Source organism: Tropicimonas sp. TH_r6, assembly GCF_033101155.1.
In the GTDB taxonomy this organism is placed as follows: domain Bacteria; phylum Pseudomonadota; class Alphaproteobacteria; order Rhodobacterales; family Rhodobacteraceae; genus Tropicimonas.
In genome coordinates, this window is the sequence record NZ_JAWMPX010000021.1 from 1 (window position 1) to 17,639 (window position 17,639).

Genomic DNA, 17,639 nt, shown 5'->3' on the forward strand with positions numbered 1-17,639 from the left:
ATGCCCCCGTCGCCGCGGTTCCGAAAGTTGATTTGCTTTCTGCGTCTGCCGCTCTGGCGGCGATTATTCTAGATCGCTTCCTTGGCGCTCAGCAGCCCCTCGGCGACGAGCCGGTCAGCCCAGCCTTGCGGACCTTCGAAGAGATGACCCTGCCAGCCCCGCGCCTCGGCAGCCGCGATATTGTCCGCCCGGTCATCGACGAAAAGAATACCTTCCGGCGGGAAGCCGCAGCTCTCCTCGACCATTTCGTAGATGCGCGGATCCGGCTTTATGACCTGCATATGGCCAGAGATATGGCGCTTGTCGAACTCCTTCAGGAAGGGGTAATGCGTTTCGCCAACCGCGAAACTGCCAATGCCGAAATTGGTCAGAGCCTGCACAGGAAACCCCTTGGCTCGCAGCGCCCGCAGCAGTCGCACCGAATGGTCGATGGCCGGCTGGGCCAGCTCGATCCAATTGTCATGCCACTGTCGGATCTCGTCGCGCCATTGGGAGTATTCCTCGGCGCAGGCATAGACCGTTTCGCGGAAATCGGCCCCGCGATCAACGAGATCGTTCATCCCGTGCAGGTCGACCTCGGCAAACATTGCCTCTCGCCGCTCCTGTCCGATCACGCGGTCATAATACTGCTCGGGTTGCCATTCGATCAGCACATTGCCGATGTCATAGATGACGAGTTCCACAGCCATGAGACATACTCCAGAAATCCGGTTGCGCCCACACTCGCTTTTTGGCCGGTGCTGTCAACGCCCGCGCACCAGAACCCTGTCCAACGCCTGAGAAAACCGCGCCCGATCAGCTTTGGAGAAAGCCTTCCCGCCGCCGCCGCCGCCCAGCGGGTCGGCGCTGCGCAGCTCGGTGGCGAGGTTCCGTGCGGCCAGCACATTGGCGATGTTGCGGTCTGTCAACGTCTCGCCGTCATGTTTGAGCACCAGGGCGCCGGCTTCAATGCAGTCTGCGGCCAGCGGGATATCGGCGGTGATCACCACGTCGCCCGGCCCGCATTCCTCTGCGATCCAACGATCTGCCACGTCCAGCCCCTCGGAGACATAGACGACCCGGACGAGCGGGTTCGCCGGTGCCCGGATGCCGCCATTGCAGACCAGCACCATCGGCACCTTGTGTCGGGTGGCTACGCGCTCGGCCTCGGCCTTCACCGGACAGGCATCGGCATCGATATAGATTGTCACGAAAGTCCCAATGCCTCCGCGTGGAAGGCGATATGCGCGCCCATGAAGCTGGAGACGAAGAAATAGGAGTGGTCATAGCCCGCCTGCATCCGGAAAGTCCCTTCCTGCCGGCGCGCCGCCATCGCCTCGGCCAGGGCTTCCGGTTTCAGCAGGTCGAGGAACTGGTCCTCGCTGCCCTGATCGATCAGCACCGGCCCGTCGAACCCCACCGCCCGCATCTGCAGCGTGGCATCATGCGTCGTCCAGACCGTCTCATCCGGGCCCAGATAGGCGCCGAGTTGCTTGCGACCCCAGTCGGAGGCAGACGGGTTGGCAATCGGCGCGAAAGCCGAGACGGAGGCAAAGCGACCCTCGAGCCCCATCGCCAGCGTCAGCGCGCCATGCCCGCCCATGGAATGTCCGGTGATCGCCTGCCGCGTCATGTCCACAGGGAAATGCGCTTCCAGCAAGAGCGGCAACTCATTGGCCAGGTAATCCCACATCGTGAAATTCGGTGCCCAGGGTTCCTGCGTCGCGTTCACGTAAAAGCCCGCGCCCTGGCCGAGATCATAGGCTTCGTCATCGGTGACTCCGTCGCCGCGCGGCGAGGTGTCGGGGAAGACGAGCGCCAGCCCGTGTTGCGCCGCGTAGGCCTGCGCCCCGGCCTTCACCATCGCGTTCTCATGGGTGCAGGTCAGGCCAGAGAGATACCAGAGTACCGGCACCGGGCCTGATGCGGATTGAGGCGGCAAGTAGAGGCCGAAGGTCATGCCGCAGCCGCAGGCATTCGAACGATGCGAATAGACACCCTGTGTTCCGCCGAAGCAGCGGTTCTCGGAAAGCGTTTCCATGGCGGTCTCCTCCTGCATTTCCCCAAGGCGTAGCCCGCGCGCGCGGTTCCGGCAAGCCCGTCAGCCGAGCCAGGCGATGATTGCCGAGACGGTCACGACGGAGGCTGCTGTCGTCAGCAGGATCGTGGTGGAGACCCGGTGCGGCGCGACCCCGTAATGGCGTGCGAGGATATAGACATTGCCGGCCACCGGCAGGGCCGCGCAGGCGATCATGACGGACGCGGCATAGGGTTCGATCGGGAAGACGACCAGCGCCATGAACGCGACGGCGGCCGGGTGCAGGATCAGCTTGGCGCCCGAGAGCCAGAGCGCCACGGAGAGGCGCTCGGCGCTCTTGGAGGCGAGCGACGCCCCGATGGCGAAGAGCGCGCAGGGCGTGGCGGCGGCGCCCAGCAGGTCGAGGAATTCGTTCATCGGCACCGGGATCGGCCATTCCAGCGCCGACCAGGCAAAGCCCGCGCCGATGGAGACGATCATCGGGTTGCGCACCAGCCCGCGTCCGACGGAGAGCAGCACACCGGGCGCGATCCGCCCGTCGCGCGTGCCGGTGATGACGATCACGATCACCGAGCCGAAGACAAGCAGGTCCACGGCCAGCACCATCATGACCGGCCCGATCGCTTGCGGACCAAGCAGCAGCGTCAGCATCGGCACGCCGAGGAAGCCGACATTGCCGATCACGGCGCATTGCGCCTCCACCGCGCATTCTTCCCAGGAGATCCCCCGCAGGCGCGAGAACACAGTTGTCAGCACGTAGACCAGCGTGCTGGCGCAGAGATAGGCCCAGATGAAGGTCCAGTTCAGCACGTCGCCGAGCGAGAGATTGGCCGCAAAGCGGAAGAGCATCGCCGAGAGGGCAAAATAGAAGACGAATTTCGTCAGATAGGCCGTGGCCTCATCGGTGAAGAACCGCGTGCGCCCGGCGAAATAGCCGGTGGCGATCAGACCGAAGAAGGGCAGGGTTTTCAAAAAGATCGCCAGCATGTTCGCGCCCTAGCATGCCGACGGCCGTGCGTCACTTTCTTTCCCGACCTTGCTGGAACGATAGACGGGAACGCAAAGCGGGCGCACCCGGAATGGGCGCGCCCGCAAGACCAGAGTGATGTTGTTCGGGTCAGCTGACGTTGAACTGAAGTTCGCTGACGGTGCGGAACAGTCCGGTTGCCTTGAGTTTGGCGATCACGACCGGGTCGATCGGCGCATCGACATAGAGCAGCGCGATGGCGTCCTTGCCCGGCTCGGAGCGGCCGAGGGTAAAGTTGGCGATGTTGACGCCGTTCTCACCCATCATCTGGCCGAGCGTCCCGATAATGCCCGGAACGTCCTCGTTGGTGGTGTAGAGCATATGCTGGCCGATCTCGGCATCGATGGTGATGCCCTTGATCTGGATGAAGCGCGGCTTGCCGTCGGAGAAGACGGTGCCGGCGATGGAGCGCTCGCGCGTGTCGGTGACGACGGTCAGCTTGATGAAGCTGTCGAAGACGCCGGACTTGCCTTGCGTGGTGCGCGAGATGTTGATCCCGCGTTCGGCAGCCTGGATCGGCGCGGAGACGAGGTTCACATCCGGGTTGGACGCGGCCATCACGCCGGCAATGGCCGAACAGCCGAGCGCGTCGAGATTCATCTCCGAGACCTTGCCGTCATAGAGGATGTTGATCGCCTTGATCGGCTCGTCCGTCATCTGGCCGATAAAGGCGCCAAGATGTTCGGCGAGCTTCAGCCACGGGCCCATGACCTTGGCTTCTTCGGCCGTGACCGACGGCATGTTCAGCGCGTTCTCGACCGCGCCGGTGTTGAGATAGGCGGACATCTGCTCGGCGACTTGCAGAGCGACATTCTCCTGCGCCTCGGTCGTGGACGCGCCCAGATGCGGAGTGCAGACCACGTTGGGCAGGGCAAAGAGAGGGTTCTCGGTGGCCGGCTCCTTGGCGAAAACATCGAAGGCAGCGCCGGCGACATGGCCCGATTTCAGCGCATCGGCCAGCGCTTCCTCGTCCACGAGCCCGCCGCGCGCGCAGTTGATGATCCGCACGCCCTTCTTGGTCTTGGCGAGGTTCTCGCGGCTCAGGATATTGGCCGTCTTCTCGGTGAAGGGCACGTGAAGCGTGATGAAATCGGCGCGCTTCAGGAGTTCGTCCAGCTCGACCTTGGTCACGTTCAACTTGGCGGCGCGTTCGTCGGAGAGGAAGGGGTCGTAGGCGATGACCTTCATCCGCAGGCCAACGGCGCGCTCGCAGACGATGCCGCCGATATTGCCGGCGCCGATCACGCCCAGCGTCTTGCCGGTCAGCTCGACGCCCATGAACTTGGACTTCTCCCACTTGCCGGCATGGGTCGAGGCGGAGGCCTCGGGGATCTGGCGCGCGCAGGCGAACATCATCGCGATGGCGTGTTCGGCGGTGGTGATCATGTTGCCATACGGCGTGTTCATCACGATCACGCCCTTCTTCGAAGCGGCCGGGATGTCGACATTGTCGACCCCGATGCCGGCGCGGCCGATCACCTTGAGATTGTCGGCCTTGGCCAGCAGCTTTTCGGTGGCCTTGGTGGCCGAGCGGATGGCGAGGCCGTCATACTGGCCGATCACCTCGGCGAGCTTTTCCTTGTCCTTGCCGAGGGCGGGTTCGAAATCGACCTCGATGCCATTGTCGCGGAAGATCTGGACGGCGGTTTCGCTGAGCTTGTCGGAAACGAGAACTTTGGGGGCCATGGGAAGCTCCTTTGGCGAGTATTGGGATATGTCAGGGAGAGCGCCGGGCGGACCCGGCGCGTCAGATCACTGTGGACGGGTCACTGGGCCGCGATCTCGGCCTCGAAAGCCCAGACGAGCCAGGGCACGAGCGCCTCGAGATCGGAGGTCTCGACCGTGGCGCCGCACCAGATGCGCAGCCCTGCGGGCGCGTCGCGATAGGCGCCGATGTCGAAGGCCACGCCCTCATCGGCCAGCCGCTTGGCCACGGCCTTGGCGAAGCTCGCCCCGTCCTTGATGCGGTCGTCGGTGAACTTGAGGCAGACGGAGGTGTTCGACCGGATTGCCGGGTCTGCGGCGAGGAAGTCGACCCAGTCGTTTTCTGCGACCAGCTTCTCTATCACCGAAGTGTTTGCGTCCGCACGGGCAATCATGCCGGTCAGGCCACCAACCGATTTCGCCCAGGTCAGCGCGTAGAGATAGTCCTCCACGGCCAGCATCGACGGCGTGTTGATCGTCTCGCCGCGGAAGATACCTTCGATCAGCTTGCCGCCCTTGGTCATGCGGAAGATCTTCGGCAGTGGCCAGGCGGGGGTGTAGCTCTCCAGTCGTTCGACCGCGCGGGGCGACAGGATCAGCATCCCGTGCGCCGCCTCGCCACCCAGCACTTTCTGCCAGGAGAACGTGACGACATCGAGCTTGTCCCAGGGCAGGTCCACTGCGAAGGCGGCCGAAGTGGCGTCGCAGATTGTGAGGCCAGCGCGGTCGGCCGGGATCGCGTCGCCATTCGGCAGGCGGACGCCGGAGGTGGTGCCGTTCCAGGTGAAGACGACGTCACGGTCGAAATCGACCGTTGTGAAATCGACGATCTCGCCATAGCCGGCGATCTTAACCTCGGCGTCCAGCTTGAGTTGCTTGACGACATCGGTGACCCAGCCTGCGCCGAAGCTCTCCCAAGCGAGCATCTCGACCGGGCGCTCGCCGAGCAGCGACCACATGGCCATTTCCATGGCGCCAGTGTCGGAGGCGGGCACGATGCCGATCTTGTAGTCGGCGGGGATGCCGAGAATTTCACGGGTGGTCTCGATGGCGTCCTTGAGCTTGGACTTGCCAATGGCGGCGCGGTGCGAACGACCAAGCGCGGCATCTTTCAGCACATCGAGCGAAAATGTGGGGGGTTTGGCGCAGGGGCCAGAGGAAAAACGCGGGTTCACCGGCCGCGTGGCCGGAGCTTGAATAGCCATTTCTGGTATCCTTCCAGATATCTGCCTCTCGTTGGGGAGAGGTGTCCCGCCGCCGCTGATATGGGGCGGGGAGGCATCTGGCAACAGTGAAAATGGCGCGTGTCCGACGGGTCGGGACAGAAAAACGACCTGCAATGTCACTATCGGAAACTCCGGGGCCGGACCGTCAGTCCTTCTTGTGGATGCGCAGCCAGCGCTTGCGCCCGCAATGCGAGCAGTGGCCATAGCTCGTCTTGGTGCCCTTCGCCTTGTAGCGTACGCCGCCGGCCTCCCAGAGGTTCTGGCTGTTCCCGCAGGTCTTGCAGGTGATCCACCATTTCCGCGTTTCGGCTTCGAGGGCCGCGGGATCAGGCGTGATCCTCCTGAGTAATCTCTGCCAGACCCCCATAACACCTCCAACGCCGAAATCATTTACGCTGCCCGGAGTGTCGCGCCGAGACAGGGGGCGGTCAATCTTCCTCTCCGCCAATCGCGCCGCCCGGGGTGGCGAAGCGGCGGAGATCCTGATTTATGCAGCCTCGGACCAGAACCCGGACAGACCCATGTATATCACCACGCTCCTGACCAACCCCGAAACGCCAAAGCTCGAAGCCGCCGCCGTCGAGGCGCTGCGCAATGCCTGGGGCGGTGGGGACGCGCAATGGCTGGCCCCGGATGTGGCGGCTGAGTTTCCGATGGAGGGGGTTCCGGCGAATCGCTGGCAGGTCTGGGAGGACATGCAGGCGCTCGGGATCGACCTCGCGGTTCAGCCTGCCGAGGGGCGGAAGAAGAAGATGCTGCTGGCCGATATGGATTCGACCATGATCGGGCAGGAATGCATCGACGAGCTGGCCGATGTCGCCGGGGTCGGCGCACGGGTGAAGGAGATCACCGCGCGGGCGATGAATGGCGAGCTTGGCTTCGACGGCGCGCTGCGCGAGCGGGTCGGCTTGCTCAAGGGGCTCGATGCGGGCGTGATCGACCGGGTCTTCGAGGAGCGCATCACCTTCACGCCGGGCGGCAGGGCGCTGCTGGCGACGATGAAAGCCAATGGTGGCTACGCGGCGCTTGTCTCGGGCGGCTTCACCGCCTTCACCGAGAAGGTCTCCGCAGCGCTCGGATTCGACGAGCACAGGGCGAACACGCTCCCGGTCGAGCATGGCAAGCTGACCGGGGTGCCCGGCGAGCCCATCCTCGGGCGCGAGGCCAAGGTCGCCGCCTTGTACGAGATCAGTGCCCGGCTCGGGATAACACCTGCCGAGGTCATGGCCGTGGGCGATGGTGCCAACGATCTGGGTATGTTGGAACTGGCCGGGGCTGGGGTTGCGCTGCATGCAAAGCCCAGCGTTGCCGCGCAATGCGATTTGCGTATTAACCATGGTGACCTGACCGCGCTGCTCTTCCTTCAAGGGTATTCCGCCGACGAGTTCGTCGGTGTTTGAAGTCGCGCCGGAGCTGGTCGCGCTCCTTGCAATGGCCGCCTTTGCCGCTGGTTTCGTCGACTCCATTGCTGGCGGGGGCGGGTTGATCGCGTTGCCGATCATGCTGATGGCCGGGGCGAGCCCGGTCGAGGCGCTTTCGACCAACAAGCTGCAAGGTGCCTTCGGGGCAGCCACGGCAGCGATAAGCTATGGACGTGCCGGCCATGTCGACCTTTGGAGCCAGCGCTGGCCGGCGGTGGTCGCGTTCCTGGCTTCTATCTGCGGCGCGTTGCTTATCACGAACCTGCCGACAGACGGTGTGCGCGCCTTCTTGCCGTGGCTCCTGATCGCCATCGCGGCATTCTTTGCTTTGCGTCCGGGCCTGAGCGATCTCGACAGGGCGCCGCGCCTCGGCGCCACGGCGTTCGCCCTCACCGCCGTCCCGGCCATCGCCTTCTATGACGGTCTCCTCGGCCCGGGCACTGGCAGCTTCTTCATGCTCGCCTTCGTATTGCTGGCCGGGCAGGGCATCCTCAAGGCCACGGCGCATACCAAGCTGCTGAACCTTGCCTCAAATCTCGGCGCGCTGCTGCTCTTCGCCTTTGCCGGTCATATCTGGTGGGCGACGGGTCTCGTGATGGCCGTGGCCCAGATCGGCGGTGCCCGGCTTGGCGCGCATATGGCCATGCGCAAAGGGGCAAGGCTGATCAAACCATTGCTGGTGGTGGTCTCTCTCACTCTCGCGCTCAGGCTGCTTACATCAAGCTAGTTAGCGAATCAGTTAATTAACGCTTGCGTTAAATTGAGAATCGCTGCAACTTGGTCGTCATGACAGACCTGCCTGAAACATTCGCAGCCCTCGCCGACGAAACACGCTTCGCCATCCTGGAGCGGCTCCTTGAACAGGGCGCCTGCACGGCCGGCGAACTGGGAGAGGTTGCGCCGATCTCGGCGCCAGCGATCTCGCGTCACCTGAAAGTGCTGCGCAAGGCGGGTGTGATCACGCAGCGCGTGGAGGGACCGAAACGGATCTATACGGCCAATCCAGTGGTGATCCGGGCGATTTCGGACTGGACCCTGTCACATCGCGCATTCTGGGAAGGCAGCCTGTACCGCCTTGAGCAGGCGCTGAAATCAGCGGAGGATTGAAGATGGAGACGCTTGAAAACGTCCGGCTGGAGCGGGAGTTCCCGGTCAGCCCGGAGACATTGTTCGGATTCGTCAGCACGCCCGAGGGGCTGCTGCAATGGTGGGGGCCGGAAGGCATGACCGTTCCCGAGCATGAGATGGATTTCACCAGGCTCGGGCCGTGGTTCTCGGTCATGCTCAATCCCGACGGCCGGCGCTTCAAGGTGTCGGGGCAAGTCACCCATGTCGATCCGCCCAAATCGGTTGGGTTCACCTGGGCCTGGCATGACGAGGGTGACAGGCGCGGTTTCGAAAGTCATGTTACCATGACGGTCTCGGCCACCGATCGCGGCGCTCATCTGGTCATCGATCATCGCGGGCTGCCCGACGCGGAGGCTGCGCAAAATCATACGGAAGGCTGGACGTCGTCCCTGCGCAAGCTGGAGCGGCAGGCGGCCTGAAAGACATTTTCTGAGGGACTCTAGAGGGAGGAAACCAAGATGCCCAAATTCGTCTTCGCCTATCACGGCGGCAAGAAACCGGAATCGGAAGAGGAAGGCGCCAAGGTCATGGAAGCCTGGCAGGCCTGGTATGCCGGGATGGGCGATGCGGTCGTCGATGGCGGCAACCCGGTGGGCCAGTCCTGGACGGTCAAGCAGGGCTCGGTCGAGCAAACCGGCGGGGCCAATCCGATTTCCGGCTATACGCTGATCCAGGCGCCGGACATGGTCACGGCGGTCAACTACGCCAAGGGGTGCCCAATGGTGCAGGACGGCTCCGGCAATGTGGAGGTCGCCGAAGCCTTCGACATGTAGGCCCTAGAATACTCCGGGCACCGGCCGCAGCTGGCCGGTGTCCACGCCGCGGCGGTTGAGAATGCGCGGGGTCATGTGGCGGAGCACTTCGGGATGGTCCGGTTCCAGCACACCCAGTTTGACCAGAATCGCCGCGATGACGCTGTTGGAAGCGCGCATGTTGCCATCTTCAATCTTCAACGCGACGCCGAGGCCGAGCTCCGGCAGGATGCCGGTGAACAAGGCCTCTGCGCCGGTTTTGACCGCGCCTCTGCCGCCCATCGCCCGCATCAGATGCGTGCAGGCACGGTCCTCACCGGCCACCAGCTCGGGATAGCGCATCATCGCCTGCACCAGCCGTGACTGTGCGGTCTGCCGTGTTCCCTGTCCGTCGCGGGCCGCCGCAAAACGGGCCATCGCGCGAGCCATCCCCTGCAGCGAGGAAGCGAAGTTCGGTGCCGAGCAGCCATCGATCGCATAGCCCGCCACCGGCTCATCGGTCAGCTCCTCCCACGCAGCGCGGATGGCAACCTGCACCGGATGGGCGGGGTCGATGTATTCCGGCCCGCCACCAAGATGTTTCGACAGGGTCAGGAAGCCCGAATGCTTGCCGGAGCAGTTGTTGTGCATCTGGCAGGGCGCGTGCCCGCCGCGGATCAACCCCTCGCGTGCCGCGCGGTCATTCGGCACCTGCGGCCCGCAGCGCAGGTCGTCATCGCCGAGCCCGAGATCGGTCAGCCAGCGCGAGACGCGCTCCGTGTGGATCGCGGCACCCTGATGGCTCGCACAGGCGAGTGCGAGCTGTTCGGTGCTCAGCCCGAAGGCCTCGGCCGCTCCGCTTTCGATCAATGGCAGGGCCTGGATCATCTTGGCCGAGGAACGCGGCAGGATGGTTTTCTCCGGCTCGCCCCAGGCCGCGACGATCGCCCCCGACGGGTCGCAGACCACGGCATGTCCGCGATGCACCGACTCGCGAAATTCTCCACGCCAGATCTCGACCATCTCCACTGAGGCCATGTTGCAATCCTTTCCGGCAAATATCCGCCGGGAGGGCTTCACCCGGCCGGCACATCTGCGTTACCATGCCGATCAGCGGGTTGAAATCCCAGCCGCTTCACGGAGAGTCCGGCATAACCGGCCGCAAGCGGCAAAATGTGAGGCAGAGACAGCTGGAGGCTGTGAATAAATGATTTCCCGGACCATGACAGGCATCGTGACCGGCGCCGTCCTTCTGGCGGCCACCGCGTCCTTCGCCCAGGAATCGACCAATCGAGTCGCCGCGAAGACCGACTGGAGCGTCTTCGTCGAAGACGACCCGACCGAGTGCTGGGGCGTATCCTCGCCGAAGACGATCGTGAACACGCGGGACGGCCGCGAAGTCTCGGTCAATCGCGGCGATGTGCTGCTCTTCGTGACCTTCCGCCCCGGTGCTGGCGCGAAGGGCGAGGTGTCCTTCACCGGCGGCTATCCTTTCGCCGGCGGCTCCACGGTGACGGTCAACGTCTCGGACAGCTCCTTTGAGCTCTTCACCGAGGGCGAATGGGCCTGGCCGGCCTCGCCGGAAGATGACGCCAAGCTTGTCACCGCGCTCAAACGCGGCGCCGAGGCGAGCTTCTCCGCGCAGTCCAGCCGCGGCACGCGGACGAAGGACACCTTCTCGCTGATGGGCTTCACCGCGGCGATGGATGAAGCCGAAAGCCGCTGCAACAAGTAGCCTGACTCGCCCCTTGCGAGTGGCAGGTTGTCGGCCCGATCAGGGCCGGCGCAATTGGCCTGGCGTAGATCGGGCGGTGCCGAGGGCTTGGAAAAGCGGGTTTCCGTCTGTATATCGGGACCTCAACCCCGAAGGATCAGCCCATGTCCGCCAGCGCCCCCATCACGCAGGATGTCGTGACCATTGCCCGCAAGCTGCCCGAAACCGACCGGATCAATCTCGTCGGCCTGACCCGAGCGCAGCTGCGAGAGACGCTCATTGCAAGCGGCACGCCGGAGAAGAAGGCGAAGATGAGGATCGACCAGATCTGGCAGTGGATCTACCAGAAGGGCGTGCGCAGCTTCGACGAGATGACCAACCTGGCGAAGGCCTATCGTGCCGAGCTGGCCGAGGCGTTTGTGATCGAGCTGCCGGAGATCGTTTCGAAACAGGTCTCCGAGGATGGCACGCGAAAATACCTGCTGCGCATCGCCGGCGGGCACGAGGTCGAGACAGTCTACATTCCCGAAGAGGGCCGGGGGACGCTCTGCATATCTTCGCAGGTTGGGTGCACACTGACCTGTTCCTTCTGCCATACCGGCACACAGAAGCTGGTTCGGAACCTGACGGCGGGCGAGATCGTTGGGCAGGTGATGCTGGCGCGGGACGATCTCGGCGAGTGGCCCGAACCCGGGCGGGCGCCGAAAGACGAGTCGCGGCTGATTTCCAATGTCGTGCTGATGGGCATGGGCGAGCCGCTCTACAATTTTGACGCGGTGCGGGACGCGATGCTGATCGTCAAGGATGACGAGGGGATCAGCCTGTCGCGCAAGCGGATCACACTGTCGACCAGCGGAATCGTCCCGGAGATTGCCCGCACGGCCGAGGAGATCGGTTGCCTGCTTGCGATCAGCTTCCACGCGACCACCGACGAGGTGCGTGACAGGCTGGTGCCGATCAACCGCAAATACAATATCGAGACGCTTCTGAACACGCTGCGGGACTATCCGCGCTTGAGCAATTCGGAGCGGATCACCTTTGAATATGTGATGCTCAAGGGCGTCAATGACAGCGATGCCGATGCGCGCCGGCTGGTCAAGTTGATCGCCGGCATCCCGGCCAAGATCAACCTGATCCCGTTCAATGAATGGCCCGGCGCGCCTTATGAGCGCTCGGACTGGGAGCGGATCGAGAGCTTTGCCGACATTATCTACAAGGCCGGCTATGCTTCGCCCATTCGCACCCCGCGCGGCGAAGATATCATGGCGGCTTGTGGTCAGCTCAAATCCGCGACCGAGCGGGCGCGTAAGAGTCGGGCGCAGATCGCGGCGGAGACAGGGCTCGGCTGACGCGGCGCGAGCCCGCAGGCAGGTGCCGGCACAGCTCCCACAGAATCCTTTGGCGACCGCGGCGAAGGTCCGCCATCTCCGCAGATGCGACCCACAAGGTTCGCGGAGACGCCATATAAAAGAAAAGGCCGTCGCGCTGCCCGCGCGACGGCCTTCTCCGTTTCGGTTGCCGTGCGATCAGGCTTCGCCTTCTGCCTGTCCGTCGCTGGTAAAGGCCATTGCGAAGGCGGAGATGCCGTCGAAAATCAGGTTGATGCCCAGCAGCAGGCCGAGCGACGTGGCCGCCGAAACCGGAAAGTTGGCAAAGATCACCACGCCGAGCGCCGTCGAGGCGATGCCGGAGATCATGATCATCCAGAAGAAACTGCGGTCCTCCAGCGAGAAGGACAGCACGATCTTGGCGATGCCGGAGGCGATGAACATGACGGCAACGACGGTGGTCAGCGCGACCATGCCCTTGAGCGGGTGCCCGAGCAGGGTGATGCCGACCCAGATGCCGAGCAAACCAAGAAGAATGGTGAAGATCTTGGCGCCGGTGCCCTCGGCGCGAAATCCGGCGATGGCCTGGAAGAAGCCGGTGAAGATGAAGACCCAGCCGGCAATGACGGTGGCCGCCATCGAGGCGGCAAAGGGATTGGCCAGCGCAAAGGCGCCGCCAACGATGGCCAGCAGGGCCATGAGGATCCAGAGAATGCGATTGGTCATGAGCGGTATGCCTCGATCAGGTGTTGCAGGCGCGCAATGCGCCCGGGCGTCGTGTCAGGCGGGGGTGGCAGGTCCCTGCCGAAGGGCTGCTCCATGTGCATTGGTAAAGACCTCACTCCCCGGTTGACGCATGGCGTCCTTCAACCGATAGCTGAAAGCTCTTTTCTTTTCCAAGGCATTTTCGTCATCCGTCGCGCGGCGACGCAACGGTAGGGCGAGTTGCCCTGTGCCTGCGGTGGCCGGGATCCTAGCGTCCGGGGACTTCCCCGCGCTTGACGCCGACATTCTGCCAGCTGTCGATCGCCGCCACGGCCTCTTCGGCTGTCTCGACAATTTTGAACAGGTCGAGGTCTTCCGGGCTGATCGTGCCAACCTCGGCCAGCGCTTCAAAATCGATCACGCGCTCCCAGAAATCGCGGCCGAAGAGCAGGAATGGCACCTGCTTCATGCGCCCGGTCTGGATCAGCGTCAGCGTCTCGAACAGCTCGTCCATCGTGCCGAACCCGCCGGGGAAAATGGCAATGGCCGAGGCGCGCATCAGGAAATGCATCTTGCGCACGCCGAAATAGTGGAAGTTGAAGCAGAGCTCCGGCGTCACAAATTCGTTCGGAGCCTGCTCGTGCGGCAACACGATATTGAGCCCGATCGACTTGCCTCCGGCATCCGCCGCGCCGCGATTGCCCGCCTCCATCACGCCGGGGCCGCCGCCGGTGATGATGATGTCGTCTCGCCCGCCGGACCGTTCCAGGCTACGCTCGGTCATGACCCGGGCGAAGGTCCGCGCCTCGTCATAGAAGCGGGACATCGCGGCCATCTCGGGCGTTGGCGCGTTCTCCGCTTCGCTGGGGGGCAGGATCCGTGCGCCGCCGAAGAGCACGATGGTGGAATCCACCCCCTGCTCCTTCATGACAACTTCCGGTTTCAACAGCTCGAGCTGCAACCGGATCGGTCGAAGCTGGTCGCGCAGGATGAAGTCAAGATCGTCATAAGCCAGCCTGTAGGCCGGCGAACGGGTCTGTTCCGTGTCCGGAACACCCGATGAGGTCTTGATATCTTCCTGCGCATCGCGGAAGGAGCGGTTGGATGGATCGTCTTTCATCTGGCGCGTCACTGTGATTTTTGTGTTTCCCGACGCTAGACCGAGCCGCTGCGAGAGGAAAGCTAAATGAACGACTGGAGAGAGCGCATCGACGCTGCCGCGGACCGGACCGCCGGACTGCTGCGTCGCACGCCGCTGATGGAAACCCACGCGCTGTGGAACGAGCGGCTGGTCGAGGTGAAGCTGGAGCAGATGCAGCACACCGGCACCTTCAAGCCGCGCGGCGCCTTTAATGCGATCCTGTCGCAGGATGTCCCGCCCGCAGGGGTTGTGGCGGCCTCTGGCGGCAACCATGGCGCGGCGGTGGCCTATGCTGCTGCCAAGCTCGACTTGCCGGCGAAGATCTTCGTGCCGGAAGTGGCCGGGATCTCGAAGATCCGTCTGATCGAGAAAACCGGCGCGGATCTCGTCGTCGTGCCCGGCGCCTATGCCAATGCGCTGGAAGAGGCGCGGGCCTGGGAGGAACAGAGCGGCGCGCTGCAGATCCATGCCTATGATGCGCCGGCGACGGTAGAGGGGCAGGGCACGGTGTTCCGCGAGTGGGAGGCTCAGGGGCTCGATGCGGATACCCTTCTCGTGGCGGTTGGTGGTGGCGGGTTGATCGCCGGTGCGATGGCCTGGTTCGGGGAGGAGCGGAAGGTCGTGGCCGTGGAATCCGAGGGCTGCGCGACGTTCTACACTGCCATGCGCGAAGGGATCGACGCGGAGATCAACGTCTCCGGCATCGCTGCGGATTCGCTTGGGGCGCGCAAGATCGGCAAGATCTGCCATGGGCTCGGGGTCGAGCAACTGGTGGAAACCGTGACCGTGAACGACGCGGCGATCCTCGAAGCGCAGCGCCATCTCTGGGACAAGCTGCGGCTGCTGGTCGAACCGGCGAGCGCGGTCGGCCTCGCCGCCCTGCGCAGCGGTGCCTACCAGCCCGAGCCGGGCGAGCGGGTCGCGCTGCTTCTCTGCGGTGCCAATGTCTCGCCGGACCCGATCGGCTGAAGGATTGCCTGAGATCGGCCTGCATTGTAGAGCAGGCCGCAACCAGAACAGACGCAACAGGAAGCCCCCATGTCGAACGCTCAGACCAATGCCCAGCTGGAACAGGCCATCGAGGCTGCCTGGGAGATCCGCGACACGATCAATCCGCATACCGGCGGCGAGACGCTGGAAGCCATCGAGGACACGCTCGCCGCGCTGGATCACGGCACGCTGCGAGTCGCCGAGAAGCTGGAAACCGGTGACTGGCATGTGAACCAATGGGCCAAGAAGGCGGTGCTGCTCGGCTTTCGTGTCAAGGACATGGAACAGCAGGATGGCGGTCCGCAGGGTGGTCACTGGTGGGACAAGGTCGACAGCAAGTTCAAGGGCTGGGGCGATGCCGAGTGGACTGAGGCCGGCTTCCGTGCCGTGCCCAACTGTATCGTGCGCAAATCCGCTTACATCGCTCCCGGCGTGGTGCTGATGCCCTCCTTCGTCAATCTCGGCGCCTATGTCGACGAGGGGAGCATGGTCGATACCTGGGCTACGGTCGGCTCCTGCGCCCAGATCGGCAAGAACGTGCATCTCTCCGGCGGGGTCGGCATTGGCGGCGTGCTGGAGCCGATGCAGGCCGGCCCGACCATCATCGAGGACAATTGCTTCATCGGCGCCCGCTCCGAGGTGGTTGAGGGCTGCATCGTCCGCGAGGGCTCCGTGCTCGGCATGGGCGTCTTCATCGGCAAGTCGACCAAGATCGTCGATCGCGAGACCGGCGAAGTCAGCTATGGCGAGGTGCCGCCCTATTCGGTCGTCGTCTCCGGCTCGATGCCTTCGAAGAACGGCATCAACCTCTATTGCGCGGTGATCGTGAAGCGCGTCGATGCGCAGACCCGCTCCAAGACCGGCATCAACGAATTGCTGCGCGATTGATTCGTCTTTTACGGACGCCTGAAACAGCCAGGGCCCGCCATTCCGGCGGGCCCTGCGTGTCTTTGTGGCGGGATTCTGGCCAAAGCGCCGCTTGATGTCAGCATTGTTTCGACTGTGTGTTCAATCGGGGGCTAGAATCAAAAAATGAACATTTTCAATAAACTATATGCCAATTTTCCGGCAGATTTGTTCGGCATTGTCAACAATCATGCTGGTACAACAATCCCCCATGCTCGGTTTCCGAGCCCTGCAGGCCATCATGGACCTGCGCGCGACTGCCGGACGGCAACCCCGTTCGGCGATAAAGGGCATAGAGGCCCGAATTCCGCCTGCCGACCGGGCGCGCGGTGCTGATGCGCAGGCGCTGACGCGGCTGATATTGCATCAGGGCGCCCGGCTGGAGACAGAGCAGGACCAACAGTTGCTGGACGCACTGCTCTTCGCCGCCACCCAACCCGAGGCAGACCCGGCCGCCTTTGCCGCCGCGACCGCCATCCTGCTCGCGGACCGGCTACAAAGCGGGTTGGGGCAGGACGATCTGGGGCAGTTCTGGTCAAGTTTCCATCCGGCCTATTTCGCCTTGCCGGCGCATGACCGGGCGGCAATCGCCCAGAGCTTCCTGGCCGGCGCGTCGCTCGGCCGGGTGCGCCTGCCCGATCCGGAACCGCAGCTGGCGCATCTGACTCAGGGCATCGAGAAGGTTGTCTCCGACTTGTTGCAGCTGGCCAGCCGGGACCGGGCGAAGCTTGTCGGCGCTGTCGAGGAGATTGTCGGGTCGCAGATGGCGCCGCTGGTCCTGCCGCAACTGCGGATGCTGCTGGCCGGCATCCCGCAACAGCCGCTGACCGGAGACAGTCCGCTCTTCGAGCCACTGCTCGCCATGGCGTCCAACCCGTCGCATATGGCCTTCCGTCCAGCAACGGCGCTACTGCTGCTGCAGGCGGTGCAAAGCCGTGACGATGAGGGGTGGTTCTCCATCACGCTCTGGCCGGAGACAGTCGAGACATGGCTGGGTCTGGACGAGATGTCGGGGCGCCCGATCCTCGCCGGGCTGCGCTATCTCTACGAGGTGGACCCGCGATGGGCTCCGCAGCCGAATCGCATGGCAGATCCGCAGCGGATGGAAGGGATCTCCTTGTTGCCGGTGCTGGACGAGAGCTTCTCGGGCGGTCAGAGCGGCGCGCGCGTCGGCTGAGCCCTTGGCAAGCGGCGCAAGACCTCCTATGGGCAGCGCATGAGCAAGGATAAGCCAAAGAAACCGAAAAAGCCGCAGCAGGTCTACACGCTGCTGGTCCAGGTCGGCCGCCACGAGGATGACGGGCTGCCCAAGAACGCCACTGGGGCTGCGCTGATGTGCTACGCCTCCGGCGTCGATGAGGCGGAGGCCGTCCGGGAGACGGTGGCAATCCTGAAACAGGCCGACCTCGCCCCGCTGGATGTGACCGGCTATGGCACGTTGCAGGAGCGGCTGGAGGACGGCCACGAAGTCGAAGCGGATGAGCGAGCCATGATGGATCGCGCGCTGGCCGAGAATTCGGTCATCGTCGCCCAGATGACGCCGTTCTTCGATTGATCTAAAATGGGAAACGACGCGTTTACCATTCAGAAACAATAGCTTC

General features: G+C 63.9%; 21 protein-coding genes. 11 read left to right on the forward strand and 10 right to left on the reverse strand.

Annotation, left to right across the window (positions count from 1 at the left end; all coding sequences use genetic code 11):
* Positions 1–68 precede the first annotated feature (68 nt).
* The 7 genes from R3X27_RS17955 to R3X27_RS17985 all read right to left on the reverse strand — a co-directional run bounded on the left by R3X27_RS17955 (position 69) and on the right by R3X27_RS17985 (position 6,341).
* On the reverse strand, positions 69–689 hold the full coding sequence (locus R3X27_RS17955; protein WP_317710256.1) for an HAD family phosphatase: 621 nt from the start codon (positions 687–689) through the stop codon (positions 69–71).
* A 54-nt stretch (positions 690–743) separates the two neighbouring features.
* Positions 744–1,190 (reverse strand): YaiI/YqxD family protein, encoded by a 447-nt coding sequence (locus R3X27_RS17960; protein ID WP_317710257.1) that lies wholly within the window; start codon positions 1,188–1,190, stop codon positions 744–746.
* On the reverse strand, positions 1,187–2,020 hold the full coding sequence (gene fghA, locus R3X27_RS17965) for an S-formylglutathione hydrolase (RefSeq protein WP_317710258.1): 834 nt from the start codon (positions 2,018–2,020) through the stop codon (positions 1,187–1,189). The genes R3X27_RS17960 and fghA overlap by 4 nt, the downstream gene beginning before the upstream one ends.
* Positions 2,021–2,080: 60 nt before the next feature.
* A complete protein-coding gene (locus R3X27_RS17970) occupies positions 2,081–3,004 on the reverse strand; it encodes an AEC family transporter (protein WP_317710259.1) in 924 nt (307 codons plus the stop codon).
* A 130-nt stretch (positions 3,005–3,134) separates the two neighbouring features.
* On the reverse strand, positions 3,135–4,730 hold the full coding sequence (serA, locus tag R3X27_RS17975; protein WP_317710260.1) for a phosphoglycerate dehydrogenase: 1,596 nt from the start codon (positions 4,728–4,730) through the stop codon (positions 3,135–3,137).
* A gap of 80 nt (positions 4,731–4,810) precedes the next feature.
* Positions 4,811–5,953, reverse strand: a complete 1,143-nt coding sequence (locus R3X27_RS17980) for a phosphoserine transaminase (RefSeq protein WP_317710261.1) — start codon at positions 5,951–5,953, stop codon at positions 4,811–4,813.
* 166 nt (positions 5,954–6,119) lie between these two features.
* The gene (locus tag R3X27_RS17985) at positions 6,120–6,341 is read right to left on the reverse strand and encodes a hypothetical protein (RefSeq protein ID WP_317710262.1); all 222 of its coding nucleotides are present in this window, start codon (positions 6,339–6,341) and stop codon (positions 6,120–6,122) included.
* 154 nt (positions 6,342–6,495) lie between these two features.
* Here R3X27_RS17985 and serB point away from each other — a divergent pair, with 154 nt between their 5' ends.
* The 5 genes from serB to R3X27_RS18010 are packed head-to-tail and all read left to right on the forward strand — an operon-like array spanning position 6,496 to position 9,296.
* Complete coding sequence (serB, locus tag R3X27_RS17990; RefSeq protein ID WP_317710263.1) at positions 6,496–7,374, forward strand: phosphoserine phosphatase SerB; 879 nt, start codon at positions 6,496–6,498, stop codon at positions 7,372–7,374.
* Complete coding sequence (locus R3X27_RS17995) at positions 7,367–8,122, forward strand: TSUP family transporter (RefSeq protein WP_317710264.1); 756 nt, start codon at positions 7,367–7,369, stop codon at positions 8,120–8,122. The genes serB and R3X27_RS17995 overlap by 8 nt, the downstream gene beginning before the upstream one ends.
* Before the next feature lie 59 nt (positions 8,123–8,181).
* Positions 8,182–8,502 (forward strand): metalloregulator ArsR/SmtB family transcription factor, encoded by a 321-nt coding sequence (locus R3X27_RS18000; RefSeq protein ID WP_317710265.1) that lies wholly within the window; start codon positions 8,182–8,184, stop codon positions 8,500–8,502.
* 2 nt (positions 8,503–8,504) lie between these two features.
* On the forward strand, positions 8,505–8,942 hold the full coding sequence (locus R3X27_RS18005) for an SRPBCC domain-containing protein (RefSeq protein WP_317710266.1): 438 nt from the start codon (positions 8,505–8,507) through the stop codon (positions 8,940–8,942).
* 39 nt (positions 8,943–8,981) lie between these two features.
* A complete protein-coding gene (locus tag R3X27_RS18010) occupies positions 8,982–9,296 on the forward strand; it encodes a hypothetical protein (protein ID WP_317710267.1) in 315 nt (104 codons plus the stop codon).
* Positions 9,297–9,299: 3 nt separating this feature from the next.
* On the opposite strand, the gene R3X27_RS18015 is transcribed toward R3X27_RS18010, so the two are convergent.
* Complete coding sequence (locus R3X27_RS18015; RefSeq protein WP_317710268.1) at positions 9,300–10,292, reverse strand: asparaginase; 993 nt, start codon at positions 10,290–10,292, stop codon at positions 9,300–9,302.
* Between the two features lie 169 nt (positions 10,293–10,461).
* Between R3X27_RS18015 and R3X27_RS18020 the strand changes: the two genes are divergently transcribed.
* Together R3X27_RS18020 and rlmN are read left to right on the forward strand one after the other, a co-directional pair.
* Entirely contained in the window at positions 10,462–10,989 is a 528-nt protein-coding gene (locus R3X27_RS18020; protein WP_317710269.1) for an invasion associated locus B family protein, read from the forward strand.
* A gap of 143 nt (positions 10,990–11,132) precedes the next feature.
* A complete protein-coding gene (gene rlmN / locus R3X27_RS18025) occupies positions 11,133–12,317 on the forward strand; it encodes a 23S rRNA (adenine(2503)-C(2))-methyltransferase RlmN (RefSeq protein WP_317710270.1) in 1,185 nt (394 codons plus the stop codon).
* A gap of 177 nt (positions 12,318–12,494) precedes the next feature.
* On the opposite strand, the gene R3X27_RS18030 is transcribed toward rlmN, so the two are convergent.
* Positions 12,495–13,022 carry an HdeD family acid-resistance protein gene (locus tag R3X27_RS18030; protein ID WP_317710271.1) on the reverse strand — a complete coding sequence of 176 codons (528 nt, stop codon included), beginning with the start codon at positions 13,020–13,022 and terminating at the stop codon, positions 12,495–12,497.
* A 247-nt stretch (positions 13,023–13,269) separates the two neighbouring features.
* The gene (locus R3X27_RS18035) at positions 13,270–14,121 is read right to left on the reverse strand and encodes an LOG family protein (RefSeq protein WP_317710272.1); all 852 of its coding nucleotides are present in this window, start codon (positions 14,119–14,121) and stop codon (positions 13,270–13,272) included.
* A 66-nt stretch (positions 14,122–14,187) separates the two neighbouring features.
* Here R3X27_RS18035 and R3X27_RS18040 point away from each other — a divergent pair, with 66 nt between their 5' ends.
* From R3X27_RS18040 to R3X27_RS18055, 4 genes are all read left to right on the forward strand, one after another.
* Positions 14,188–15,111 (forward strand): threonine/serine dehydratase, encoded by a 924-nt coding sequence (locus tag R3X27_RS18040; RefSeq protein ID WP_317710273.1) that lies wholly within the window; start codon positions 14,188–14,190, stop codon positions 15,109–15,111.
* Positions 15,112–15,180: 69 nt separating this feature from the next.
* Complete coding sequence (dapD, locus tag R3X27_RS18045; RefSeq protein ID WP_317710274.1) at positions 15,181–16,020, forward strand: 2,3,4,5-tetrahydropyridine-2,6-dicarboxylate N-succinyltransferase; 840 nt, start codon at positions 15,181–15,183, stop codon at positions 16,018–16,020.
* Between the two features lie 229 nt (positions 16,021–16,249).
* Entirely contained in the window at positions 16,250–17,215 is a 966-nt protein-coding gene (locus R3X27_RS18050) for a hypothetical protein (RefSeq protein ID WP_317710275.1), read from the forward strand.
* Between the two features lie 39 nt (positions 17,216–17,254).
* Complete coding sequence (locus tag R3X27_RS18055) at positions 17,255–17,593, forward strand: hypothetical protein (protein ID WP_317710276.1); 339 nt, start codon at positions 17,255–17,257, stop codon at positions 17,591–17,593.
* The last annotated feature ends 46 nt before the right edge of the window (positions 17,594–17,639 follow it).